Genomic DNA, 24,343 nt, shown 5'->3' with positions numbered 1-24,343 from the left:
CTCAGGTTCTCTCGAACATCCGGAGCGACCGCAACTGCGACCGCGCGGTGATTCCCAGCTTCGGAAAGAGCTTGTACAGGTGGTATCCGACGGTGCGTGGGCTGATGTACAGCTCCATCGCGATCTCCTTGTTGCTGAGCCCGCGAGCCGCCAGCTGCGCCACGTGCAGTTCCTGCGGGGTCAACGCCGCTGTTTGCTCGTCACTCGGCATGGCCTGCCCGCCCGCCGCCCGTAGCTCGGTGGTGGCGTTGGCTTCCCAGGGGCTCGCACCCAGGCTGTTGAACAACTGAGCCGCCACCCGGAGATGTTCGCGGGCTTCCAGCAACCTGCGGTTACGACGCAGCCAGCCACCGTAGAACAGGTGGATCCGCCCGTGGTCGAACGGGAAGTCGGATACCGCGGCCGCGGCGAGGACGCGCTTCATGGACGTTTCGACGTCGCCCTGTCCGACCATCGCGCGGCACCAGTCCACATACAGCCCGGCCCATTCGAGGTTGGACCGCCCGGCCCACAGCTCGAAGGCCCGCAGCTCCTCGCGGACCCGATCGAGGTCACCCACCTGGTATGCCGCTTCCACCAGGTCCGGTATCGCCCTCCTGGCGACGATGGCGTTGGCGTGCGGTGAGATCGGGGAACTCATCGCGAGCATCCGCTCCAGCGCGCCGCGCGGATCCGCCTTGACCAGGTCGAGCTGACCGCGCGCCCACGACGTGATCGCCGTGGCTGTCCGGTTTCCCAGCGGCGACGCCAGGTTCAGGGCGAGATCGGCGTGCTCGAGACAGGACTGCTCGTCTCCCCTGACCGCCGCGAAGCGCGCCAGCAGTGCGACGGCGACCGCCCTTCGCGAACATTGCCCGCTGTCCTGGCTGAGCCGGGCCGCTTCGTGGGCGTGCGTGATCCCGGAATCCCACAACCCGAGGTGATACTCCAGGTCGGCGAGCCAGGTGAGAATCGTGGTGAGGACGTTGGTCATCCCCACCGAACGCAGCTGCGCACAGACCTCCACACCGTGGTCCCGCACCTGCCGCGGATTGTGCCCGCGAATACCGACCCCCAGCACCAGCATCACCCGGCGCGGATCGTTGACCGGCACGGATGGGGGTATCGAGTCCAGTACCGTGTCCGGGTCACTGCTCTCCGGGTCCAGGTTCCCGACAGCCGCGCCGTACACCCAGCGCCCGATCCGGTCGTACGCCTTGTCGATGCCGAGATTCGCGAGCCGCCGCGCGGCCTCCACCTGGCCGTCCGGATCGCCTGCGAGCCCGGCGGCTTCCGTAGCCAGGAACAGCAGCCACAGCGCGTCCTCAGGCAGTTCTGGAGCGATTCTCTCGGCGCTGCGGACGAGCAGCGAGTAGGCCAGCGACGGGTCGCCGCTGTCGGTCTCGATGAGCCCCCGCAGCCGCGACAACTGCGCCTCCACGCTGGTGCCGGTCCGAGCCAGTGCCGGACCGATTCGCTCGGTGATCGCCCGTGCGACCTCGGCCTGGCCCGAGCGCCAGGCGGCGAACGCCGCCGCGGTCAGCCGCCTCCGGTGGTCCAGCGGGTCCGGGCTCAGCTCCGCCGCCCGTTGCATGGTGTGCGCCGCGGCGGCGGCCCCGCCCCGCTCGACCACCTTCTCGGCCATTCGTTCCAGTTCCGCCGCGAGTGCCTCGTCGGGTCCGGTCGCGGCCATCGTCCGGTGATGGATCGAGCGCGGGTGATCGCCGCGTTCGGTGAGTTCGGCGGCCAGTGCGAGGTGGACCCGCGACCGGTCTCGCGACAATGCGCGCTGGTACAGGGCCGACCGGATGAGCGGGTGGGAGAATTCCACGGTCGCTCCGGAAAGCCGCGCCAACCCGGACGCCTCGATCGGCTCCATCGCGGTCTCGGTGATCCCGAGCCGGCGTGCGGCGGCCAGGGTGAGACCCACGTCCGCCCCGTTCTGCGCGGCGATGACGAGGGTCAGCAGCCGTGACTGGTCCCCCAGTTCGTCCGCTCGTTTCGCGAAGACGTTACCGAGCGAGTCACTCAGCGGCACGGTTCCGCTCAGCATCAGATCGTGGGCCAGCTGGCCGGTCGCGCCACCGCGAGTGAGTTCGATCAATGCCAGCGGGTTGCCACCGGTCGTCTCGATCAACGCCGTGCGCACCTGGCGCGACGAGCGCCATCCGTGCCGGTCCAGCAGTTCGGCGGCGCTGTCGTCGGTGAGTCCGGTCAGCCGCAGTTCCGGCAGGAACGAGGTGTCGAGGTCACTGGGTTCTCGCACGGCCATCAGAACGGCGATGGGATCGGCCACCAGCCTGCGTACCAGGAACATGAACGCGGCCAGGGACGCGCCGTCCAGCCACTGCAGGTCGTCGACGACGATCAGCACCGGTTTCTGTTCGGAAATCGTGGTGATCAGAGAAAAGGCGGCCGCGGAAACCGCGAAATCCGTTACCTGGCCGCTGGTCATGCCCAGCGCACTGCGCAGTGCCGCCGACTGTGCCTGCGGCAGGGAGTCGATCTGGTCGAGAACCGGCAACAAGAGCTGATGCAGCCCGCTGAACGCGAAACCCGCTTCGAGTTCGTAGCCCGAGCAAGACAGCACCGTCACGCCGTCGGCGTGGGCGCGCGCTTCGTCCAGCAAGGCCGTCTTTCCGACGCCCGCCTGCCCGCGAAGCACCAGAACCCCGGGGTCGCCACGACCGGCGTCATCGACGAGGCGACGGATCAGATGGATTTCTTGATCACGGCCGTGAAGCACAGATCAACCCTATCAACGAATATCAGTCATCGCGACGGATTCGCCCCGCAGGCGGGCACAGCATGCTCGAACCCGGCATGACAGGTGTTGGGAGTGGTGACGTGATCGAGTTCATGACCGGGCTGCCGGGGCCGCTGCTCCATCTCGCCTTGGCGGCGTTACTGATCGCCGAGTCGGGTTTGGCCATCGGCGTGTTCCTTCCGGCCGCCACCACCGTGCTCACCGTCGGCGCCCTGGCGCGGTTCGACGTCGTGCCGGTGGTGACAATCGCCGCCACCGTGGCGTTGTCGTCGGCGGTGGGCAGCCAGGTGGGGTATTTGCGCGGTCGCGCACGCCAGGGCCCGCTGTGGCGGGCCACGACCCGGCGGCTTGGTTCCACCCGTACCTCCGCGTTGCTGAACGGCTTGGAGAGGCGAGCGGCGATGACCCTCGCGGTCTGCCAGTGCCTGGGCGTGTTGCGAACGGTCGCCCCGAGGCTCGCCGCACAGGCCGGTGTCCCCAGGCTGCGCCACGCCGTGATCACGGCCGCGGCCGCCGCCGTCTGGGCGTGCACACTGATCACGCTCGGGTGGACCGCGGGCGACGCTTATCACAGAACCGAGCTGGCGGTCTCAATGGCCGGGCTTCCGGCGCTGTGCATCGCCGGAATTCTACTGATCATCACCGTCGCCGTGCGAAATCGGTTGCGAACAAAGAGGGACCGTGCCGGTCGCGAAGAAATCGACGGGGACCGCGCCGTGAACCTGTGATATAGCTACGGAGGGGGGCGATCACCAGTGGGTGTGCACACAGGGCAACAGGCGACCGCGCCGGCCGCGGCCGCGTGCGGCGGCCGGTGTTTTTTGGGGGGCAGTGCCACATTGGGGGGGAAATGTCACATCGGTATACAGGATGCTGCGCCGTTGCGGACGAGATCGAACTGCTACGGACCGATTACCGCATCCGGCTCGCGCAGTTCGCGGACAAATTGCTCGCAAACGAGGACGTGCTCAACGAATGCTACGTCCAATTGGACTATGTCCTCGCGGACTGCATGGAGACAATGCGACTGGGGCGGGTGGTCGTCAACGAGGCAAAGCTGGCACTTGCCTCGGTGATGGGCATGGCGGCGGCGAATGCGGAAATCCCGCTCGACGAGTTGACCCACGCGTGGTCCAGCATGTTCGATTCGCTGCTCGAGCATCTTTGGCGCGATCCCGCCACCGCGCACACTTCCGACCGAGGATTGCTCACAGTACGATCACTGCAGCAAAGCATCGCCACTCGGAGCCGGATCTCGAAGGCCTGGTACCAAACGGTGGTGATCCATCGGCTGGAGCTGGCGCAGACCGCGGAACGGGAGCGGATCGCCCGGGAACTGCACGACTGGTACGGCAGCAACCTCAGCCTGGCGTTGCGCAGGCTCGAACTGGTCGAACTCGGCCACCCGGACAGCGCCGGCCATCTCGAGCAACTGCGCATGGTGCTGTCCGACCTGTTCAAGGGAACGCGGCGGTTCGCCGCGGGCCTCCGGCTCGAATCCCCGGTGAACAGCATCAGGTCCGCACTCCAGTCGTTCGTGAATTCTCTCGAGGTCGAGCCGTCCAGCATCGAGATATTCGTCAAGGGTGACGAAAGATCCATTTCCGGTCATCTGCGAAGCGAGATGTTCATCCTGCTCCGGGAGGCACTGCGCAACATCATCGCCCATGCCGACGCGCCGAGTGCGTTCGTGATGGTCGAAGTCTCCCCCGGGCAGATCGGTGCGGTCATCAAGGACAGCGGCCATGGCTTCGCGGTTCCCGACGATCTCGGCACACTCGGCGGAACCGGATTGCTGTCCATGAAGGAGCGCGTCGAGAACCTGTCCGGAAAGTTCGTGCTCACCAGCGCGCCGAACCGAGGAACCCGAATCAATATCTGGATTCCCATCAGGACGGAGTTGGACGACCATGTCAACTGAAGGCATTCGCATCGTCATCGCCGACGACCACACATTACTGCGTGAAGCCCTCCGCGACACTCTTCTGGTCGAGGAGGACCTGCTGGTCAGCGGCGTCGCAGGCGACGGTGAAGAGGTGCTCGCCGTCGCCGCCCGCGCCAAGCCCCATATCGTCCTGCTCGACCTCGAGATGCCGAAGCACGATCCGATCCGCACGGTGGCGAGCCTGCGGCAGATCATCCCCGCGCCCCGCATCATCATCCTGACCATGCACGACGGCGCCGCGTCGGTCCACAAGCTGCTCAACGCGGGCGTCTCGGCCTACGTGTCCAAGAACGTGAGCCGCCAACACCTCGTGTCCACGATCCGCAGTGTGCGGGCCGGGCAGGCGGTGATCGTCGCGACGTCCGGCGGGCTGGGCGACGGCACTCACCCGGCCGACAGACCGATCTCGCTGTCGAGACGGGAGCTCGAGGTGCTGGACCTGGTCGCCGAGGCACTCAGCAACCGGCAGATCGCCTCGCGTCTGTCCATCACCGAAGGCACCGTCAAACGCCACCTGCGCAACATATTCGAAAAGCTCGACGCGAACTCCCGCATAGACGCGGTGCGCAAAGCCCAAGGGGCGTCCTTACTGCCGGCCTACCTCTGACCGTGCGCCGCGGCGAGAATCCGGTGCTGCGCCCGGCGCAGCTCGACCGACGGCTCCAGGCCGAGTTGCTCGTCGAGCTGCGTACGCGCGTCTTGGAAGCTGCGCAGGGCCTCGCCGGAGCGGCCCAGCCGAACCAGCGCCTCGATCAACCGGGCCTGCATCCACTCGTTCAGCGGATCGGCACCGACAAGCTCCCGCAGCTCGGGAAGCAGCTCACGGTGGCGTCCCGCCAGCAGGTCCGCCTCGATGCGGTACTCGAGCGCGTTCGCGCGTCGTTCGGTCAGCTCGGCGACGTGACCGGCGAGCACCGGACCCGCGGCCACCCCGGCGAGCGCACTTCCCCGCCACACGGCAAGGGCGTCCCGGAAGGTGTCCGCGGCTTCGGCGTTCCGGCCCTCGGCGAGCAGGACGCGACCGCGCGTCACGCCGTGTTTGAACACCGCGACGTCGACCAGCTCGGCGGGAACCGAGAGCAGATAACCCATCGGCCGGGTCAGCAATCGGGCCTGCGGTGGCTCGCCCTGTACCGACTCCAGCATTCGCCGCAGGTTGTACACGTGCGTGCGGATCGTCGTCAGCTCGTTGCGCGGTGGAGATCCGGCCCACAACTCTTCACTGATCGTCTGCGTGGAAACATATTGATTCGCCCGAACGGCGAGCAGCCCGGCCACTTTGCCGAGTTTGCGGCCGGCGATCTGCAGATTCCGGCGGCGGCCGCACAATTCCGGCGGACCGAGGATGTTCAGCAGCACGATTCCTCCCCAGAAGTATGTACTGTCCATCAGCATAGTGGTCTCGCCGAACCCGGTGGACATTCGAATCCGAAGATGCCACGGCCTACCTCCAAAGAAACATCACGCCGCCGCGGACAGTCGTCGATCGGGCCATTTCTCGACACCGGAATTGTCCGTAGAATGGCCAACGTGGAACCCAACGAACATCCACCCGCACACCAGATAGTCACTACTTTCGAGGTCGAGGTAAGCCGCAGGCAGATTCGCGATTTCACTATCGCACTCGGTTTTCCGGCTGACGGCTTGGACGGCGAGTTGACAGCTCCCGCGACCTTTCCACTGGCGCTGACGATGCGCGCACTCGAGTCGGCGCTCGCCCGGTACGGCGCGGAACTGGCCGAGGTCGTGCACCGGGACCAGCGCTTCGCCTACACACGCCCCATTCATTCCGGTGACGTCCTCACCGCGAAGGTTTCCCTGTCTGACAACGAATCGGTCGCCAAGGCCGGCGTCATCACCGCGGTCACGGAGATCGGCGACAGGTCCGGCAACCATGTGTGCACCTCGACGTCGACGATCGTCGCGCTCGCAACGCCGGACAGGAGGCCGGGATGACCGCGCCATCGCGGGCGACCGGGCCCGCCGAGGGCAGCAGCCTCCCGGTCCGGCAGTTCACCGTCACCCGGTCCGACCTCATCCGGTACGCCGCCGCGTCCGGAGACCTGAACCCCCTCCACTGGAGTGACCGCAGAGCGCGGCAGGCAGGCCTGCCCGGGGTGGTCGCGCACGGCATGCTCACGCTGGGGCTGGCGATCCGCGCGGTCGTCGAATGGGCCGGGCCGCAGGCGATCGTTCTCGACTGCCGGGCAGGCTTCACCCAGCCGGTGGTGGTGCCCGACGATGACACAGGCGCCTGCCTGTCGGTCGGGGGGACCGTCACCGAAACGCCGGAGCCCGGCCGGTTCCGGATCCGGTTGACCGTCCACCATGGCACCAAGAAGGTCTTGGGGCGCGCCCACGCGCTTGTCGTGCTGAGGCAGCCAACATGACCGGCGGACTCCTCACGATCGTGTGCCCCAAGCCGGTGCCGGACGCGGAGTTGCGGCTCTACCTGTTGCACCACGCCGGTGGTTCGCACACCGTGTTCCGCCCCTGGCTTGCCCTGCTCCCCGAGAGCTGGGAGGTCCGGCTGGTCATCGCGCCGGGGCGGGCGAAGGCGCCCTATCCCGCCGCTCGGGACATCACCACGCTCAGCGACGCGTTCGCCGTCCATCTGGATGAACAGCGACCCGCGCCCTACGCGATGTTCGGCCACAGCATGGGTGGCCTGGTCGCCTTCGACACCGCCCTCGTGCTGCAGGCGGCGGGCTTGCCGCAGCCCGAATGGGTCGGCGTGTCCGGTCATCCCGGACCGTTCCACTCGATCACGCGCACCCGGCCGCCGCTGTATGGTCTGCCGTCGGCCGAGCTGCGAGCCGAACTGATCGCGCTGGACGGGTTGCCCGATCGAGTGCTGCGCGACGAGTGGCTCTGGCAACGGGTGGAGCCGCTGGTACGCGCCGATCTCGAAGCCGCGGAAACCTGGCATCCGACGCGCCACGGCAGCCTGCTGACGCGGCCCGTCTCGGCGTTCTGCGGCGACCGCGACCCTGTCGCCGGGATCACCGACGCGGCGAACTGGTCTCGGCACACCAACGAATTTCTGGGTGTACGTCCCTTTCCCGGCGGCCACTTCTACTTCCAGGACGACCCCGAACCGTTGGTGCGCAGCATCGTCGCGGACGTCGGCACCGTCCTGGGGAGATCCCGGCACGCCCTGCCCTGAAGTCCTCACGGCGGTTCAGGCGGGACTCCCGGATCGAAGGACCGGCCTGTGTGAGCCGACCGGGGTCCGCTCACACAGGCCGGACCCGCGGAGGCGGGGGGGTGTGTGGAAATAGGGACAGTGAACGTCCCTACTTCCACACACCCCTCACCCTGAGTGACAACTCGCTCTCGTCGACCCGGTCGTCAAGCCTCCGCTCGCCGGGCCCGGCGCGCCACGTACACCGCCGCGGGCGGAAGGTTGCGCCACACCGTGGTGCTGACGACCACTTCCTCGAACCGTTCGCGCAGTGCCTGCAGTCTGGTCCGTGCGGGGTTCGCCCACCTCGTCCACGAGTAGGTGAACTGGGTGAAAACCCCGTTCGGTGACAACGAGTCGGCCACCGACGTGGCGAGCGACCTGCCCGCCTCGGTCGGGAACGAAACCCACGGCAGGCCGCTGACGACCACGTCCACCGGACCGAGACCGCGCCGTTCGAGTACCGCCGTCAGCTCGGTCGCGTCGGCGCACACCACATCGACCCCGGGATAGCGATGCCGGAGGAGGTCGGCCAGCTTCGGGTTCAGTTCGATGGCCACGTGTCTGCCACGACCGCGCAGTTTGTGCTGGATCGCCTTGGTGAACGAGCCGGTCCCGGCGCCGAGCTCGACGACGACGGGCTGACCGTTCTCGGGAACCGGCGCGACCATGCCGGCCGCCAGCGCCGGAGAACTCGGCGCGATGGCAGCGGTCTTGAGTGGACGACGTGCGAACTCCCCCAGGAAGAGAAGGCTGTCGCGAGTCTGTGCGGTCGTGCTCTGCTGCACACCCATGGGATACCTTTCCGTGTCATCGCAACGTCCAGTCGCTTGTGTCCGAAGCTAGAGCGGCGCGTTTCCTGGGCGCATCCGTCGGAATGACTGGCAGGCAAGAGAGGCCGGTGCGGCAGGACTCACCCACGCCGCGAGGCGCGCCTGACGTATCGGCCGTAGATCAGGTCCCGGAGCACGTCGTCGCTGCCTTCGACGATCGAGATGTGCCGCATCGCCCGCATCAGACGCTGGATCTCGTGGTCCTCGGTGTACCCGAGCCCACCGAAACCCTCCGAGGCGGCGCCGGCGATCTTCCAGCCCACCTGGCCACTGTGCATCTTCGCCACGACCGCCGACTTCAGGACGCCCTTACCGTGGAACGTTTCCGACGGCCGGGCACCTTGATAAAGCTCGTCGTAGTCCAGCGCCGCGCGATCGCACTGGCTCTTGATGGTTTCGAGCTCCATTTCCAACTGGCCCATCCGGGCGGCGAATACGGCGTTGCGGCTCAGTGGCGCACCGCCGAGATGCTTGGTGGCCGCGTACTCCATGCTGAGGTCACGGATTCGCCTGCTCATACCGATGGCCATGGCGGCCATCAGAATCCGGCTCCCGTTGAGTCCCACTTCGAGAACGCGGATGCCGTTGCCGTTCAGCGCGTTGCCCGCGGGCACGGCACAGTCGGTGAAGGTGGCCGCATAGGTGCCGGTGCCCAGCAGGCCGGACATCCGCCAGCGATGCTCGACCCGGAATCCCTCCGCCTCTCCCGGCACGAGGATCACCGCGAAGTCCCGCTCGTCGTCGGCGTTGCGCGCGAGAACGAGGCAGAAGCGGGCAGAGGCCAGGTTCGTGGAAAACTGCTTGTGTCCGTTGATCACCAAGCTGTTCCCGTGCCGCCGGAACGTCGTCTCGGTGTTCGCGAGTTCGCTGCCGGCCCTGGCCTCGCTGCCCAGTGTGGCGCAGAAGGATCCCGTGCTGCTCAGCTCCGGCAGGTATCGCCGGGCCAATTCGGCGCTACCGAAGAACTCGAGCATTCGCGAACCCAGTATCGGCAGAAACGCGCTGAACGCGAAGCCCGGATCGTGATAGGACAGCCGCGCCGAGATCTCGACCGAATCCCCCAGCGAGACCGCCCGGCCGCCGTACCGTTCGGGTAACCACCAGTTCGCGAGCCCCGCCGCGACGAACTTCTGCCAGAGGGGATGCGCGTCGTCGTACACGGTGTCCCCGTCCGGACGTGCCGCACAGGTGAGCACGTCCGCGCAGAATCGCGCCGTCTCCGCTACCACGGTCACCAGTTCGCCACCGTGCTCGCCCGGGTCAGCTCGTTGAGCAGGGCCACCACATCGGCGACCGTCTCGACCTCGCGCAGGTTCTCGTCGGTGATCTTGACCTGGTACCTGCGCTCCAGCAGGACCAGGAAGTCCATCAGGTTCAGTGAGTCCATCTCCAGGTCTTCCTCGAGCAAGGACGCCGCGGTGATCTCCACGCCGTCCAGATCGAGGTCCAGCCGCTCGGCGAGGCCGCGCAGGAACTCGCACACCTCGGTGACAGTGATCTCGTTCATCCGTTTCACCCTTCCTAGTTCGCCGTTCCGAGTGCGGGCCACCGCAACACCGTCGCGCCCCAGCTGGCTCCCGCACCGAACGCCGTCAGCAACAGCGTTTCGCCGCCCCGCAGGTCCTCGCGCTGCTGCGCCCGGCTCAGCGCGAGCGGGATCGACGCGGCCGCTGTGTTACCGACGTCGGTGAGGTCCACGAGTGCCCGCTCCGGTGGTATTTCGAGCTCTCGCGCGACTTCACGGAGGATCCGCGCATTGGCCTGGTGTGCCACCAGGAGATCGACCGCTTCCGCGGTGAGCGCCTCGTGCTTGAGTGCCTGCACGCAGGATTGCGTCATCCGCTCCACCGCGTGCCGGTAGGTCGCCCGGCCGTCCATCCGCAGATAGGGGTCGTGCGGATCGTCCGAGGCGACCGGGTACTGGCTGCCGCCGGTGCGCACATGGGCCAGGCTCCACAAACCGCCGTCGGAGCCGAGGTGCACCCGGCCGATCGATCCCCACTCCCGCGCGGTGCCCGGGCGCAGCACCATGGCCGCGGCGCCGTCACCGAAGATGGGTGCGGTGCCACGGTCGTACGGGTAGATGATCGACGAGTACTTCTCCGCCCCGATCAGCAGCACCGAGCGGGCGTTACCGGTGGCGATCAGCCCGGAGGCGGTGGCGAGGCCCGCGAGGAACCCGGTACAGGCGCTGTTGATGTCGAATGTCGCCGCGCCTGCCAGGCCGAGCGCGTCAGCCACGACCGGGGCTGTCGCCGGGCATTTCATGTCCGGCGTCGTGGTGGCCACGATGACGGTGTCCACGTCGTCCACCGAGGCCCGCCGCAGCGCGTCCCGGCCCGCCGAAGTCGCGAGCTCCGAAGTCGGCTGGTCGGCGTCCGCGCGGGACCTGGCGGCGATACCGGTCCTGGTCCTGATCCACTCGTCGCTGGTGTCGATGCGACTCGCCAGTTCCTCATTCGTTTCCCGGCCTTCGGGCAGAAAATGACCGATGGCGTCGACGACGGCGGCGTCAGCCATGAAACGACTCCCCTTCGCTCGTGGGTGACCAGGTTCCGGTGCGGCCGTCCCACCCGGGCCGCGGCTCGCGTGCCGGCCGGTACCTGTCCGGCTCGCGCGACACCACGCTCAGTGCGACGACGAGTGCGGCGATTTCCGTGTCGTCGGGCTGTCCGCCGACGATTCGAAGATCCATTCCTGACTTCCTCTCCAGCATCGGCCCGAGATCAGAAGGGCGGATTCGCGTGCTTGCGGTCCACGTTCGGCATCCGTTTGCGGCGGAGCGCCGCGAGCGACCGGATGAGTACACGTCGCGTTGAGCGCGGATCGATGACGTCGTCGACCAGCCCGCGCTCCGCGGCGTAGTACGGGTGCATCAGCTCGCTGCGGTACTCCTTGATGTGCCGCTGCCGTTCCGCGTCCGGGTCCGGTGCGGCGGCGATCGCCTTGCGGTGGATGATGTTCGCCGCGCCCTCGGCGCCCATCACCGCGACTTCGTTGATCGGCCAGGCGAAAGAGAGGTCCGCGCCGATCGAACGCGAGTCCATGACGATGTACGCGCCGCCGTACGCCTTGCGCAGAATGACCTGGACGCGCGGCACGGTAGCGGCGCAATAGGCGTGCAGCAGCTTCGCACCGTGCCGGATGATCCCGTCGTGCTCTTGCCGCGAGCCGGGCAGGAATCCCGGCACATCCACCAAAGTGATCAGCGGAATGTTGAACGCGTCGCAGGTCTGCACGAACCGTGCGGCCTTCTGCGCCGCCGCGATGTCGAGCACGCCCGCCAAGACGGCGGGCTGGTTCGCGATGATCCCGGCCACCTCGCCGCCGATGCGGGCGAGACCACAGATGATGTTGCTCGCCCAGGTCTCGTGCATCTCGAGGAAGTCCCCGTGATCCACCAGTTCCTCGATGACCCGCACCATGTCGTAGGGCAAGCGTGGATTGGCCGGGACGATGTCGAGCAGCCGCTCGCCGTCGGCCTCCGGCACGCCCGCGGTCGACGCGGACGGCGGCGCCTCGTGGTTGTTCGATGGCAGCAGTGAGACGAGATAGCGCACGTCCCGCAGACACGAACGTTCGTCTTCGGACACGAACGTCGCCACGCCGGAACTGGTCGCGTGCACTCCGGCGCCACCGAGCTCCTCATGGGTGATCTGCTCGCCGGTCACCGCGTGCACGACCTCCGGACCGGTGAGGAACATCTGCGCGGTGCCGCGCACCATGAACACGAAGTCGGTGAGCGCGGGCGCGTACACCGCCCCGCCCGCGCACGGGCCGAGGATCACGCTGATCTGCGGGATGACCCCGGAGGCGCGCACCGCGCGCTGGAAGATCCCGCCGTATCCGGCGAGCCCGCCGACCCCTTCCTGGATCCGGGCGCCCGCCCCGTCGTTCAGCGCGATCAACGGTGCTCCCGTGGCCAGCGCGAGGTCCATCACCTTGTGGATCTTCGCCGCGTGTGCCTCGCCCAGTGAGCCACCGAACACCCTGAAGTCGGTGGCGTACAAGAAAACCTGGCGGCCTTCGATCGTGCCCCAGCCGACGATCACCCCGTCTCCGTGCGGCCGGTTGTGCTCCATCCCGAATCCGGTCGCCTGATGACGCCGGAACCCTTCGATCTCGACGAAGGAGTCGTCGTCCAGCAAGGCGGCTATCCGCTCATGTGCCGTCTGCTTTCCCTTGTCGTGTTGCCGCTGGGTGGCCTGCGGCCCCGGACCGGCGTTGAGCGCCTCCTTCATGCGCGCCAGCTCCGCGACCTGGGCGCGGAAGGTGACGTCGGCCGCCGCACCGGTCGAGACGGAAGCCCTGGCGGCCTCGTCGATGCTCACCCCTGCCTCCGCGCGGCCGTCGGAACACCGGCTCCGGCGTCCGGCTCCCGGCTGGAATCCGCCTGCCGGGCTCGAAAGACCAGTTCTTCACACATTCCCATTCACCTTGTCTTCCGATCAGTTTCCGGTGCCCGCACCGCCGGTGACGGGCAACAGGGCGGCGGTGATGTAGCCGGCGTTCTCGCCGGCGAGGAAAGTGACGGCGGCGGCGACCTCCTCGGGGGTACCGGCGCGGTTGAGCGCGGTCTGAATGAGGATCTGTGCGCGCCGTTGGTCGGTGATGCCCTTGGTCATGTCCGTGTCCACCAGACCGGGCAGCACGACATTGGCCGTGATGCGGCGGGAGCCCAGCTCCCGCGCGACGGACCTGGCGAGGCCGATCAGACCTGCCTTGGAGGCGGCGTAATTGGCCTGGCCTGGCGCGCCGAGCAGCGCGGTCACCGACGACACGTAGATCAACCGTCCCCATCGAGCGGCGACCATGCCCGGCACGACCGCACGGGTCAGGCGCATCGCACCGAGCAGATTGGTGTCCAGCACCTGCAGGAAGTCGGCGTCGGACATGCGCAGCAGCAGTCCGTCGTTGATCGTCCCGGCGTTGGAAACCATGACCTCCACCGGCCCTTGCTGGGCGGTGACCTGCTCGACCGCGTCGTTCACGGAGTCGGTGTCGGTCACGTCGCAGCGCACCGGGAAGAACCCCGGCGGAGGCGTGCCGGTGCGGTAGGTGATGGCGACCTTGTCGCCCGCCGCGGCGAACGCCTCCGCGATGGCCAGGCCGATTCCCCGGTTGCCACCGGTTATGAGTACTGAACGTGTCATGCGAGCTCCCGCGTGGTGATCAGAGGTGTCATCTCGGCAAGTGCGCCTGCCGCGTCGTCGAACAGAACCGCGTGCCAGCCGGCCTCGCGCGCTCCGGCGCAGTTGTGTTCCAGGTCGTCCACGAGCAGGCACTCGCCCGCGGGTACCCCTGCACGCTGGGCCGCGAGCTGGAACATGGCGGGGTCGGGCTTGCGGCAACCGACCTCGAACGAGAGCAGGACGTCGTCGAACAGCTCCGAAACGGGCACCATGCGCCGCCAGTGGGCGTCCCAGGTGGGAACCATGTTCGACATCAACCCGACGAACAAGCCCGCCGCGGAGAACCCGCGCAGAGCCCGCACCCACTCGTGATTGGTTTCCCTGCCGTCGAACCAGATATCGGCCAGCGTGGTCAGGTGGGTGGAGACGCCGTGGTCCTCGCGCAACACCACGTCCACCTGTGCGAGCCACTCGGCCTCGGTCACCAGCGGGGTGTCCAGCGGCTCCATCATGTCGGTCGTGCCGTAGGTCCGGGTGACCTTGCCGACCGCGTCCATCACCGCCGCGGGATCGAGCTTCATCGTGGTGCAGAACTTGCTCATGGTGTGGCTGAGCGGAGGAGTGAGCACCCCGCCGAAATCAGTCCACACCGCCGATATCCGCCGGCCCACGTCATTCACCACCGTGGCGCGAAACAATCTCCAAGGAGATCTCCGCGACTCTTGACGAGCCTTGCGAAAAGGTGACGTCCACGGTGTTCGCGCCGTCCGGTTTCACACGGGTGGACGTGCTGACGACGAGTTTTTCGTCCAGCTCGGCGTAATGCTCGAAGGAGGCGGTTATCCCGGTGATCACGTGGTTCCGGACGAGCGCGCCGGTACCGTCGTCCACCGTCGCCGTGGCCGCCTGCCGTGCTGCTTCCGCGATCACCATCGCGGGCAGGTGGTCGTAATCGTGGTCGAAAAGGGCATTGTTCCCGAAATACGGTGACACGGTGGCCGTGATGCCGCCGTCACCGCGCCGCAGGCCGGCGAGCACCACGTTGCGCGGATCCCGCCTGCCGACCAGATGCGGCGGGACCGGATGCCCGCTCGCGTGTCCCCGATAGTCGGCCGTGCTCGGCGGGGCGGCGCCGCGCTGGTGCTTGCGCAGGGCCTCCAGTTCGCTGTCGCGCACGGCGGTGAGGTTCATCTCATGCCTGCCCACGACGGTGCCGTCGAGGATGAGTTCCTGGCTGACGCCCGCATTGCGGACCCGCCCCCGCTTGGTCGGCTCGCCGCGGTACGTGGTGCTGAGCACGAGGTCGCCCGGCCTGCTGCCGGTGCGAAGTCCGTCGGCGTGCAGCCGCAACGTGAACGAGTCGATGATCATCGCCGTGCCCAGGGAAACGCCGACGATCGCGTGAGACCCGTAGATGGCCGCCTGCCTGCAGACTTCAAGGAGCAGGATGGGGTCGTAGCGGGCGGGTTCGGCAAGGTGGTCGCTGTAGTAGCCGTGAGTCAGCGGGAGTTGCGCACCGACCTCGCACCGCTGGTCGCCGGTCGCGATCGAGTCGACCACGAAGACCTCGGCGACGGCCGTTCGATGCACCAGCGAGCGGTCCACCGTCCGCTGGAAGCTCAGCGCCGGGCGGTCGTCGACTTCACTAACGCCGTGCTCGGGCACAGACATCCTCTTCTCCGGTTTCTGAGGGAAGAAAGTTCGTTTCTGCCCGGCAATTCATACGCGGCACACGTCAAAGTGACATCAATCGCGGATAAAACTCGCGCACTCCCCCTCCAAGGGAGATTACGACGTGGTCCGTCGGTGCGCCTGACGTACCACTTTCCGACGGGCGCGCTACCCCTTTGGGAGCACCGGAATTGCCAGCGTGCCATTTCCTGACTTAGCGTCGCTGAAGTATTCCCGGTAGATGACCGCAATAGGGAGAATCCGGTGACTCAGCACGTTGCACAGACATCTGAAAACCTGCGAGACAGGATCTCGTCGATCATCGTGCAGGAACTCGAGATCGAGGATGACGAGCTCACCAGTACCGCGCCTTTCGAGGACGAGTACGACGCGGACTCGCTGACCCTGCTCGCGGTCGTGGCCCGCTTCGAGCGGGAACTCGGCATCGTGATCCCCTCCGACCACATCGGCAGGCTGACGAGCCTGGACAAGGTCTTCGAGGTCGTCAACGAGTTCAGCGGGACGGCACCCGTTGTCTGACAAGCGATTCCGGCGAGTCGCCGTGACCGGCCTGGGGGTGGTTTCAAGCGTCGGGATCGGCGTCGGCGAGTTCACCGAGTCGATCCGTTCGGGCCGTAACGGCATGTCGCCCATCACGAGTTTCGACACGACCCGATTTCCCAAGAACATCGGCGGCGAGGTCCAGGGCTTCGAGCCCGAGACGATCCTGGAGCAGATCGACCCCTCCCGATGGGGACGCAGCGGTCTGTTCGCGGCGTCGGCGGCACGCCTGGCCGCGCGGGACGCCGACGTCGACCCGGACGTGCTCAGCGCCGGCGCCGCCGGGTCGGTCATCGGTACCACCAGTGGTGAATCCGCGGTCAAGCAGCGCCTGGCGGAACAATGGCTCGGCTCCGGGTTGAAGACGATCGACCCGCGGCTGGTCGTCCAGGCGCCTGCCAACCGGGTCGCGGGCGCGGTGAACAGCGAACTCGGCCTCAGCGGTGAAGCGCAGACCATCGCCACGGCGTGCTCGGCGAGCAACTACGCCCTCGGTTACGCATACGACATGGTTCGGACCGGCGAGGCGGACTTCATGTTCGCCGGTGGCGCCGACTCGGTCAATCGCCACACCCACGCGGGGTTCCTGCGACTGGGTGCCCTCGCCGACGACGTGATCCGGCCCTTCGACGTCGGTCGTGCGGGGATCATCACCGGTGAGGGCGGGGCCAGCCTCCTGCTGGAACCGCTGGAACAGGCCCTCGACCGCGGTGCGCGGATCTACGCCGAGGTGCTCGGTTACGGCGTGAACTGCGATGCGAACCACATGGTGCACCCCGACAAGGAGAGCCTCGCGCGCTGCATCGAGGCGGCCTTGGCGTCAGCCGCGATCGGCCCGGAAGACGTCGACTACATCTCCGCCCACGGCACCGGAACGCCGGTCAACGACGCGGCCGAGATCGCCGCCGTTCGCTCCGTGTTCGGGGACCGGATCCCGCCGATCAGCTCGATCAAGTCCATGCTCGGCCACACCATGGGCGCCGCGAGCGGCTTCGGCGCCGTGATCACCTGTAAGGCGCTGTACGACGGTTTCCTGCCACCCACGGCGAATCTCGAACAGCTCGACCCCGCGCTGGGCCCCGGTCTGGACGTCGTGCCCGGCGTGGCCCGCGCCGCGAATCCACGGATCGCCCTCAACCATGGCTTCGCCTTCGGTGGGAACAACGCGATCACCGTCCTGGGGAGGGTCTCGTGACCGGTACCGGGATCCACCGGCCGATCGCCATCACCGGTTGCGGCGTGGTGTCACCCGCCGGCGTCGGCCTGGCCGGGTTACGCGAGCTGATGCGGACCCCGTCGATGTCCCAGGTCGAACCGGGATCCGACGCCGAGGCCTATCCACCACTCGCTCTGCGTACCTTGCCGGAGCTGTCCCTGCGCGACCATGTCGGCAGAAAGGGAACGCGCAGGCTCGACCGCATGGTCGGCATCGCGCTGATCGCGACCAAGGCGGCGCTGGACAGCGCCGGGCGGTCCGAGGAGCGCGAATTGCGCCCCCGCACGGGCGTGTCGCTGGGAACGAGCACCGGCAGCATCGCCAGCCTCGCCGAAATCGCCACGGACACGCTGGTGCAGGACGAGCCGTACATGATCGAACCGTCCCGCTTCCCCAACACCGTCCTCAATTCCTGCGCGGGCCAGATGGCGATCTGGAACTCCCTGAAGGGCGTCAACTCCACACTGGCGGGAGGCCACGTCTCCAGCACCTCGGCCGTGCGCTACGCGCTGAACGCGATACACAACGGTCACGCGACGAGCATGCTCGCAGGCGGCATCGAAGAGCTGACCCCGCACATGGCGTGGGCTTGGTACAAGTCCGGACTCCTGCGAGCGGATGCCGCTCTCGGCGAAGGATGCGCGATCCTCGTCCTCGAAGACAAGGCTGTGACGAACGGCAGGCCGATCATGGCCGAGGCCCTCGGCGCGGCGACCGCTTACTGCGGCGCGCGCGGCGAACGCACCAGCCTGGCCGCCGGGATCGCCGGGTGTATCGGCCGTCTGCTGGCCCGCCACGAGTTGCGCGCCGAGGAGATCGACGTCGTGTCACTCGGCGCGGGTGCGCAGATAGGCGCCCGGCGGATCGAGGAACAGGGTGTGCGGCTCGCCCTTGGCACGCTGCCCACGACGGTCCGGGTGTCCGACGCGTTGGGTGAGTGCTTCAGCGCCAGTGGGGCCCTGCAGGCGGCCGCACTGCTCGCCCGCTGGTCCGGCGCGGACCATCCGGCCGAGCGGCTGGGCCTGGTCACCTCACTCGGGCGCGACGGCAGCGTCGGATGTCTCCTGCTGCGCAGAGCCTGCTGAACACGCCAATCCCGTATCCGACCGGACCTCACAAGAGGAGTAACCAGAAATGACCACGGATTTCGATGTGATCATCGTGGGTGGCGGGCCCGCGGGATCGACCGCCGCCGCGTACCTCGCGATGGACGGCCTGTCCGTCGCGGTCTTCGAAAGCGAGACCTTCCCTCGGCAGCATGTCGGCGAGTCCCTCGTGCCCGCCACCACGCGGGTCATGCTGGAGACCGGCGTGATGGCGGAGGTCGACCAGGCCGGCTTCCCGAAGAAGTACGGCGCGTCGTGGACGACTCCCGGCCTGCACTCCCAGCTGAACAACCCCGCGTTGACGTTCGACTTTGACGGCCATGCCGAGGTGCAGTTCGGTGAACGGGACCAGGAGGGCGTCGACCGTCCGTACACCTACCACGTGGACCGCGCGAAATTCGATCTCATCCTGCTCAAGCACGCGGAAACCGTTGGTGCGAAGGTATTCCAGGGAGTCCACGTGCAGCGAGTGGACCTGGACGACCCCGGCCACGTCGTGGTCCACACCAAGATGGGCCGCCGATCGGTCGAGTTCAGCGCCCGCATGCTCGTCGACGCGTCGGGGCGGCAGACACTGATGGGCCGTCAGCTGAAGACCAAGGTCCCCGACTCGGTCTTCAACCAGTATGCGATCCACAGCTGGTTCGAGAACCTGGACCGGCACGCGCTGGCCGCCGGCCCGAAGGAAGTCGACAACATCCTCATCCACTTCCTGCCGATCACCGACACCTGGGTCTGGCAGATTCCCATCACGGACACCATCACCAGCGTGGGTGTGGTGACCCAGAAGAAGCAGTTCGCCGACGCGAACGTGGACCGGGAGAAGTTCTTCTGGAAATTCGTCAAGACCCGGCCCGACCTGGCCACAGAACTGAAAAAGGCCGAGCAGATTCGCCCCTTCAAGGCGGAGGGCGATTACAGTTATTCGATGAAACAGGTCGCCGGTGACCGCTACGTGATGATCGGGGACGCGGCCCGCTTCGTCGATCCCATCTTCTCCAGCGGGGTCAGTATCGCCATGAACACCGCCCGGCTGGCCTGTCAGGAGATTTCCGCCGCTTTCAAGGCGGACAAGTTCGATCGCAGTCAGTTCAGCGAGTACGAGCGCCTGCAGAAGCTGGGGACGCGCAACTGGTACGAATTCATCTCGATCTACTACCGGTTGAACATCCTGTTCGGGGCCTTCGTTCAGGATCCCCGCTATCGGCTCGACGTCCTGCAATTGCTACAGGGTGACATGTACGAAGAGAACCCCAAGGCGCTGGCCGCGATGCGCGAGGTCGTGGCCGAGGTCGAGCAGGACCCAGGCCACGTATGGCACCCCTACCTCGGCAATCTTCGAGCATCTGGCGACCCTGTCGCACCGTAGGCCACGCGGCCGGGAAGTGCCCGATCCGCTCGGGCACTTCCCGGCCGCCTTCGCAGGGCACTGCCATGAGTACCGCAGGACAGGGGAATTGAGATCGTGAAACCCGATTTGATGCTCCACGTTCTGTTCGCACTCGCCGTCATCGTCGCGGCCGCCCAGATATTCGGCGCCATGGCGAGACGAATGAATCAACCCGCGGTGATCGGCGAGATCGCGGTCGGCATACTGCTGGGACCGACACTGTTCGACGGGGCACTCTCCGGTTCCCTGTTCCCCGACGAAATCCGGCCACTGCTCGGCACCTTGGCGAACATCGGCATCGCGTTGTTCATGTTCGCGGTGGGAACAGAGGTGGATCGCCGGCTGTTACGCGGAAACCGGCTCGCCGCGGTCACGGTTTCGATAAGCTCCGTCGTGGTGCCGTTCGCGTTCGGTTGCGCACTGGCCACGTATCTTGTCGTCCGCCATCCGACCACCAACGGCCTGGCGTTCGCGTTGTTCGTCGGCACGGCCATGTCGGTGACCGCGTTTCCGGTGCTCGCGCGCATCCTCGCCGACCGGGGATTGAGCCGTACCCCGACCGGCGTGCTCGCCCTGTCCGCCGCGGCGGTGGCGGATCTCGTCGCCTGGTCCGTCCTCGCGTTCATCGCGACACTGGTGGGTGGCGGTCACGAGCAGAGCTGGCGAATCGCGCTCGCCGTTCCGTTCGGCGCCATCATGTTCTTCGTGGTGCGACCGCTACTGCGCAGCGTGGGCAGGGCGATGCGAACCGACCACTCTCGCGGCCGCTTACTCGTGGTGGCGATCCCCGGGCTCCTTTTGTCCGGGGCGGCCACCGAGTGGATCGGGCTGCACTTCATCTTCGGCGCGTTTCTCTTCGGCCTGGTGATGCCGCGAGACGAGCACGGACACCTTCCCGGCGACGGCTGGGAAGGCGTGCAGAGAATCAGCGGCGTGCTGTTGCTGCCCGTGTACTTCGTCGTCGCGGGATTGAACGTGGATCTGTCCACGATAGCGGTGGCCAACCTGGTCGAACTCGGGTTGATCGTGCTGCTGTCCGTGGGCGGGAAGTTCGCCGGAACCATCGCGAGCGCGCGCCTGCACCGGATCCCGTGGCGGCAGGCGACCATACTCGCGACCCTGATGAACACCCGCGGCCTGACCGAATTGATCGTGCTCACCGTGGGCCTTCAGCTCGGCGTCATCGACCAAGGGTTGTTCTCGCTCATGGTGCTCATGGCGCTACTGACCACGGCCATGGCGGGACCGCTGCTGAACGTGCTGAACCGTGAGAACCGGGCTGTCGCGGCACTCCCGCCGGATCCCGGTTCCACGTACCTGCCTCCGGCACACCCCCAGCGCGCGGGTCGGCACTCACGTTGATCGGTGCGTCCGGCGATAGCGTCCCTTGTGGACGGTCAAGAGCGCGCCAGGCCCCTGGCGATCCCACTCCGGCTCGCACTCGGACTAATACCGTTGCGCGTACCAGGTCGGTGGCTCGCCGAACATGCTCTTGAAGTCGCGGATGAAGTGGCCCTGGTCGGCATATCCGAGGTCCGCCGCCAGCGCGGCCCAGTCGATCACGCCACCGGCGGCCATGCGTGCGGTCACCTCGTGCAGGCGGTAGCGGCGGATCACCCACTTGGGCCCGATGCCGACGTACTCCGCGAACAGCCGTTGCAGCCCCCGCACGCTCAGTCCCAGCTCGACGGCCAGCCGTTCGACCCTGGTCACGGCCTTGTCCTTGGCGATCAGCTCGACCGCGGCCACCGCCTGGCGCACCCGGCTGTCGTCGTCCGGCAGGTGTTTCAGCAGGAACGCTTCCACGGTCGGCACGTCGAGCGTCGTGGGCAGGTCCGGGCCGAACACCTCGGTCGCCGGGACGACGCGGTCGGTGATCGTCGAGACGGAGGCGCCGAGGAACGGGCGGAAGCAGCCCGGCCGGAACGCGACGCCGAAGACGTGGTCGCGGCCCTCGAGGACTTTGATCTGGTAGCCGCCGCACACGCCGTTGACGTTTGCGCGGCCACCGCTGAACGACAGGTGCACGTTCGGGTACGGCACGATCTTCTGCCGGTAGGGCTCGGCGTAGTCCCAGCGAGCCTCCCAGTACCGCTCCACCCATGGCGCGAGCGCCGTCGACGGCTCGTGGAACGCGTGGCGCTGATAGCTGGTCCACGCACTCCGCAGCTCACGAACATCCCGCCCCACACAGCAGAGTGTATCGCTGCGAGCCAAGGCCACACGGACTTTCGCCGAACTCGAATCGATCACCGAGCCGGCATCGAAGTCGGTACCGTACCGGTGACGACGGTGGACCACGATCAAGACGTTGCGAGGTGCGGATGTCCGTGTCGGGCGAACGGGTTCCAGAGGGTGTCGACGTCCGAGTGCCCAGTGCGGCACGGGTCTACGACTGGCTGCTCGGCGGCAATCACAACTTCGACGCCGACCGTGCCGTCGGGGAAAAGGTCATGGCCGTCCTCCCCTCAGGCCGTCGGGTCGCCGCGTCCAACCGTGCGTTCCTTCGCCGCGCCGTGCGGTACATGGTCGAGCAGGGCGTCACCCAGTTCCTCGATCTGGGCTCGGGAATACCGACTGTCGGCAACGTGCACGAAATCGCGCAAGATGTGCACCCCGAATGCCAGGTGGTCTACGTCGACTACGACAAGGTCGCCGTCGCGCACAGCCGCCTCATCCTCGACGGCAACCCGAACGCCACCGTCGTCGAAGCAGACCTCTGCCGGCCCCAGACTGTCCTGAACTCCGCGGCGGTGCGGGCTTCGCTGGACTTCGACCGGCCGATCGGGCTGCTCATGGTGGCCGTGTTCCACTTCATCCCGGACAGCCTGCGTCCCGCCGAGATCGTCACCCACTACCGCGACGCGCTGCCGGCCGGCAGCCTGGTCGCGCTGTCGCATCTGACCGCCGACCACGCGCCCCTCGAAATGGCAGCGGTCACCGACGCGATGAAGAACAGCCGGGACCCCATGTACTTCCGCCCCTATGACGAAGTCGTCACCCTCTTCGACGGACTGGAGCTGATCGATCCCGGTGTGGTGAGCGCACCACTGTGGCGACCGGAACCAGGCTTCCGCGACATCGAACCAGACGACGTCTACGCCGGCGTCGGACGCAAAATCTGACGCCCCGAAGGCCTCGGTCTCCGGCTTCGAGGCTTCACGTCCGGGAACGAACCCGATCGGGTCAAGCCGCGCGACCGTGCCGCTCGCGATCGCGTTCCGGACCGGTCGGCGCCCTTACAGTTCCGGCCATGTCGGAGGACGAGCGGGCGCGGGCCCGGCGTGTGCTGGCCTTCGCTCTCGACGTGGCGATGCAGATGTTCCGCCAGGGTATCGAGACCGCGGTCGTCGTCCGCACGGTTCGCCGGCTGGCGAGTGCGGGCGGCATCGAGGATCCGCGGATCTCGGTCGGGGTACGGGCGATCCATCTGCAGTACTGCCCGAGCGGCGGCGGCGAGCCGGTGGTGCTGCTGGGCAGCATCGAGGCGAACGACACCCGCGACATCGGCCGGATGGGCGACCTGGAAGCGCTCGCGGTCCGTGCCGGCATCGGCGCGATCTCCCCTGACGAAGCCGAGCGTGCGGTTCGCAAGCTCGCCGCGGCGGGCCCGACCTGGCCGTGGTACATCAGCTTGCTCGGCGGATGCCTCCTCGCGGCGATGATCTGCCTGCAGGCGAACGGCACCGTCCTCGCCGCGGTGGTCGCGGCCGCGTTGTTCGTTCTCGCCAACCGCGTCGGCTGGGCGCTCGGAACGATCGGCATCGCCGAGTTCTTCCAGGTCGCGGCCAAAGCGAGCACCGTACTCGTCACCGCGATCTCGCTGTTGTCGCTCGGCCTGCTCGACGGGCACGAGGCCGCGAGCCTCTCGGCGGCCAACCTCGTGCTGTTGCTGCCGATCCTGTCGCTGGTGTCCCTGGTGGAAGACGCGGTCGGCGACTACCACCTGATGGCCGCCGCGCGCATGGTCACGGTCCTGCTGCTGACCGGCGCGATCGTCACCGGGGTCATGGTCGTGGTGTCGGTGGCCAACGACCTCGACATCCTCGGGGAGGCGGGCCGGGTCCAGCTCGCGGCGTTACCTCTCGCCTTGGTGCCGTTGACGGCGCTGGTCGGTTCGCTGGGCAACGCCATCCTGATGGGGACGCCCGTACGGTGGTGGCCGCTGGCCTGCGGCGCCGGAGTCGTCACGTCCCTGGTGAACCGGGCAGGCCACTCGATACTCGGCCTTGCCGCTCCGCTGTCGATCTTTCTCGCGACGACGGTGCTCGGTGTCCTGGCAGGCGCGGCCGCGCGGACGTTGAAGGTGCCGACCGCCGTCGTCACCATTCCCGGGCTGACCGGCGCCGTGCTGCCGGGACCGGCGATGTACCTGAGCCTGTCACAGGTATTCGCTCAAGTCCCGGGCTCCTGGACCGCCGTGGCCGAAGCGATCGTCTCCACCGCGGCCATCGGCGTCGGCGTGGTACTCGGCCTCCAGCTCGCCGCGCTACACCGCACCGCGAGCCGTACTCCCGAGCTGAACTGAACGAAGCCGCTTCTCGGTGACGGCTCTTCGG

The 24,343-nt window shown here is 67.4% G+C and carries 25 protein-coding genes; 13 read left to right on the top strand and 12 right to left on the bottom strand.

Annotation, left to right across the window (positions count from 1 at the left end; translation table 11 throughout):
- Position 1: 1 nt before the first annotated feature.
- Positions 2-2,725, bottom strand: coding sequence for an AAA family ATPase (locus ACIHAO_RS07780; protein ID WP_396555555.1), 2,724 nt, complete (start codon positions 2,723-2,725; stop codon positions 2-4).
- Between the two features lie 101 nt (positions 2,726-2,826).
- Between ACIHAO_RS07780 and ACIHAO_RS07775 the strand changes: the two genes are divergently transcribed.
- From ACIHAO_RS07775 to ACIHAO_RS07765, 3 genes are all read left to right on the top strand, one after another.
- Positions 2,827-3,474, top strand: a complete 648-nt coding sequence (locus ACIHAO_RS07775) for a DedA family protein (RefSeq protein ID WP_396555553.1) — start codon at positions 2,827-2,829, stop codon at positions 3,472-3,474.
- Between the two features lie 74 nt (positions 3,475-3,548).
- Complete coding sequence (locus ACIHAO_RS07770) at positions 3,549-4,667, top strand: sensor histidine kinase (protein WP_396555551.1); 1,119 nt, start codon at positions 3,549-3,551, stop codon at positions 4,665-4,667.
- Positions 4,657-5,298: a response regulator gene (locus ACIHAO_RS07765; RefSeq protein ID WP_396555549.1), complete on the top strand. Its 642-nt coding sequence runs from the start codon at positions 4,657-4,659 to the stop codon at positions 5,296-5,298. Before ACIHAO_RS07770 ends, ACIHAO_RS07765 begins: the two co-directional genes overlap by 11 nt.
- Here ACIHAO_RS07765 and ACIHAO_RS07760 read toward each other — a convergent pair.
- Positions 5,289-6,080, bottom strand: coding sequence for a BTAD domain-containing putative transcriptional regulator (locus ACIHAO_RS07760; RefSeq protein ID WP_396555547.1), 792 nt, complete (start codon positions 6,078-6,080; stop codon positions 5,289-5,291). The genes ACIHAO_RS07765 and ACIHAO_RS07760 overlap by 10 nt on opposite strands.
- 45 nt (positions 6,081-6,125) lie before the next feature.
- Here ACIHAO_RS07760 and ACIHAO_RS07755 point away from each other — a divergent pair, with 45 nt between their 5' ends.
- The 3 genes from ACIHAO_RS07755 to ACIHAO_RS07745 are packed head-to-tail and all read left to right on the top strand — an operon-like array spanning position 6,126 to position 7,857.
- On the top strand, positions 6,126-6,647 hold the full coding sequence (locus ACIHAO_RS07755) for a MaoC family dehydratase N-terminal domain-containing protein (RefSeq protein ID WP_396555545.1): 522 nt from the start codon (positions 6,126-6,128) through the stop codon (positions 6,645-6,647).
- A complete protein-coding gene (locus tag ACIHAO_RS07750) occupies positions 6,644-7,081 on the top strand; it encodes a MaoC/PaaZ C-terminal domain-containing protein (RefSeq protein WP_396555543.1) in 438 nt (145 codons plus the stop codon). The genes ACIHAO_RS07755 and ACIHAO_RS07750 overlap by 4 nt, the downstream gene beginning before the upstream one ends.
- Entirely contained in the window at positions 7,078-7,857 is a 780-nt protein-coding gene (locus tag ACIHAO_RS07745) for a thioesterase II family protein (protein ID WP_396555541.1), read from the top strand. Before ACIHAO_RS07750 ends, ACIHAO_RS07745 begins: the two co-directional genes overlap by 4 nt.
- A gap of 185 nt (positions 7,858-8,042) precedes the next feature.
- Here ACIHAO_RS07745 and ACIHAO_RS07740 read toward each other — a convergent pair whose 3' ends face one another.
- The 9 genes from ACIHAO_RS07740 to ACIHAO_RS07700 all read right to left on the bottom strand — a co-directional run bounded on the left by ACIHAO_RS07740 (position 8,043) and on the right by ACIHAO_RS07700 (position 15,511).
- On the bottom strand, positions 8,043-8,669 hold the full coding sequence (locus ACIHAO_RS07740; RefSeq protein WP_396555539.1) for a class I SAM-dependent methyltransferase: 627 nt from the start codon (positions 8,667-8,669) through the stop codon (positions 8,043-8,045).
- A 119-nt stretch (positions 8,670-8,788) separates the two neighbouring features.
- Entirely contained in the window at positions 8,789-9,943 is a 1,155-nt protein-coding gene (locus ACIHAO_RS07735) for an acyl-CoA dehydrogenase family protein (protein ID WP_396555537.1), read from the bottom strand.
- Positions 9,940-10,215 (bottom strand): acyl carrier protein, encoded by a 276-nt coding sequence (locus tag ACIHAO_RS07730; protein WP_396555535.1) that lies wholly within the window; start codon positions 10,213-10,215, stop codon positions 9,940-9,942. Before ACIHAO_RS07730 ends, ACIHAO_RS07735 begins: the two co-directional genes overlap by 4 nt.
- Positions 10,216-10,229: 14 nt before the next feature.
- Complete coding sequence (locus tag ACIHAO_RS07725; protein ID WP_396555533.1) at positions 10,230-11,228, bottom strand: beta-ketoacyl-ACP synthase III; 999 nt, start codon at positions 11,226-11,228, stop codon at positions 10,230-10,232.
- Complete coding sequence (locus tag ACIHAO_RS07720) at positions 11,221-11,403, bottom strand: acyl-CoA carboxylase subunit epsilon (protein WP_396555531.1); 183 nt, start codon at positions 11,401-11,403, stop codon at positions 11,221-11,223. Before ACIHAO_RS07720 ends, ACIHAO_RS07725 begins: the two co-directional genes overlap by 8 nt.
- A gap of 31 nt (positions 11,404-11,434) precedes the next feature.
- A complete protein-coding gene (locus tag ACIHAO_RS07715) occupies positions 11,435-12,949 on the bottom strand; it encodes an acyl-CoA carboxylase subunit beta (RefSeq protein ID WP_396556042.1) in 1,515 nt (504 codons plus the stop codon).
- Between the two features lie 207 nt (positions 12,950-13,156).
- Positions 13,157-13,861, bottom strand: coding sequence for an SDR family oxidoreductase (locus ACIHAO_RS07710; protein WP_396555529.1), 705 nt, complete (start codon positions 13,859-13,861; stop codon positions 13,157-13,159).
- Entirely contained in the window at positions 13,858-14,490 is a 633-nt protein-coding gene (locus tag ACIHAO_RS07705; protein WP_396555527.1) for an HAD family hydrolase, read from the bottom strand. The genes ACIHAO_RS07710 and ACIHAO_RS07705 overlap by 4 nt, the downstream gene beginning before the upstream one ends.
- 22 nt (positions 14,491-14,512) lie before the next feature.
- Positions 14,513-15,511 (bottom strand): AfsA-related hotdog domain-containing protein, encoded by a 999-nt coding sequence (locus ACIHAO_RS07700; RefSeq protein ID WP_396555525.1) that lies wholly within the window; start codon positions 15,509-15,511, stop codon positions 14,513-14,515.
- 264 nt (positions 15,512-15,775) lie between these two features.
- On the opposite strand from ACIHAO_RS07700, the gene ACIHAO_RS07695 reads away from it, so the two are divergent.
- The 5 genes from ACIHAO_RS07695 (at position 15,776) to ACIHAO_RS07675 (ending at position 21,146) form a co-directional block, all read left to right on the top strand.
- Positions 15,776-16,051: an acyl carrier protein gene (locus tag ACIHAO_RS07695; RefSeq protein ID WP_396555523.1), complete on the top strand. Its 276-nt coding sequence runs from the start codon at positions 15,776-15,778 to the stop codon at positions 16,049-16,051.
- A gap of 22 nt (positions 16,052-16,073) precedes the next feature.
- Positions 16,074-17,267, top strand: coding sequence for a beta-ketoacyl-[acyl-carrier-protein] synthase family protein (locus tag ACIHAO_RS07690; RefSeq protein ID WP_396555521.1), 1,194 nt, complete (start codon positions 16,074-16,076; stop codon positions 17,265-17,267).
- Positions 17,264-18,373 (top strand): beta-ketoacyl synthase N-terminal-like domain-containing protein, encoded by a 1,110-nt coding sequence (locus ACIHAO_RS07685; protein WP_396555519.1) that lies wholly within the window; start codon positions 17,264-17,266, stop codon positions 18,371-18,373. Before ACIHAO_RS07690 ends, ACIHAO_RS07685 begins: the two co-directional genes overlap by 4 nt.
- 49 nt (positions 18,374-18,422) lie before the next feature.
- On the top strand, positions 18,423-19,763 hold the full coding sequence (locus tag ACIHAO_RS07680) for an NAD(P)/FAD-dependent oxidoreductase (RefSeq protein ID WP_396555517.1): 1,341 nt from the start codon (positions 18,423-18,425) through the stop codon (positions 19,761-19,763).
- Between the two features lie 96 nt (positions 19,764-19,859).
- Positions 19,860-21,146: a cation:proton antiporter gene (locus ACIHAO_RS07675; RefSeq protein ID WP_396555515.1), complete on the top strand. Its 1,287-nt coding sequence runs from the start codon at positions 19,860-19,862 to the stop codon at positions 21,144-21,146.
- An 84-nt stretch (positions 21,147-21,230) separates the two neighbouring features.
- Here ACIHAO_RS07675 and ACIHAO_RS07670 read toward each other — a convergent pair whose 3' ends face one another.
- Positions 21,231-21,974: a DUF6597 domain-containing transcriptional factor gene (locus ACIHAO_RS07670; RefSeq protein WP_396555513.1), complete on the bottom strand. Its 744-nt coding sequence runs from the start codon at positions 21,972-21,974 to the stop codon at positions 21,231-21,233.
- Positions 21,975-22,108: 134 nt separating this feature from the next.
- Here ACIHAO_RS07670 and ACIHAO_RS07665 point away from each other — a divergent pair, with 134 nt between their 5' ends.
- Both ACIHAO_RS07665 and ACIHAO_RS07660 read left to right on the top strand, forming a co-directional pair.
- Positions 22,109-22,909: an SAM-dependent methyltransferase gene (locus tag ACIHAO_RS07665; protein ID WP_396555511.1), complete on the top strand. Its 801-nt coding sequence runs from the start codon at positions 22,109-22,111 to the stop codon at positions 22,907-22,909.
- Between the two features lie 128 nt (positions 22,910-23,037).
- Complete coding sequence (locus ACIHAO_RS07660; protein ID WP_396555509.1) at positions 23,038-24,312, top strand: threonine/serine exporter family protein; 1,275 nt, start codon at positions 23,038-23,040, stop codon at positions 24,310-24,312.
- The last annotated feature ends 31 nt before the right edge of the window (positions 24,313-24,343 follow it).

It is taken from the genome of Amycolatopsis sp. NPDC052450, from assembly GCF_044547565.1.
GTDB lineage: Bacteria > Actinomycetota > Actinomycetes > Mycobacteriales > Pseudonocardiaceae > Amycolatopsis.
The sequence above is the reverse complement of the archived record's forward strand: the minus strand, read 5'-3'. Positions and strand labels throughout refer to the sequence as shown.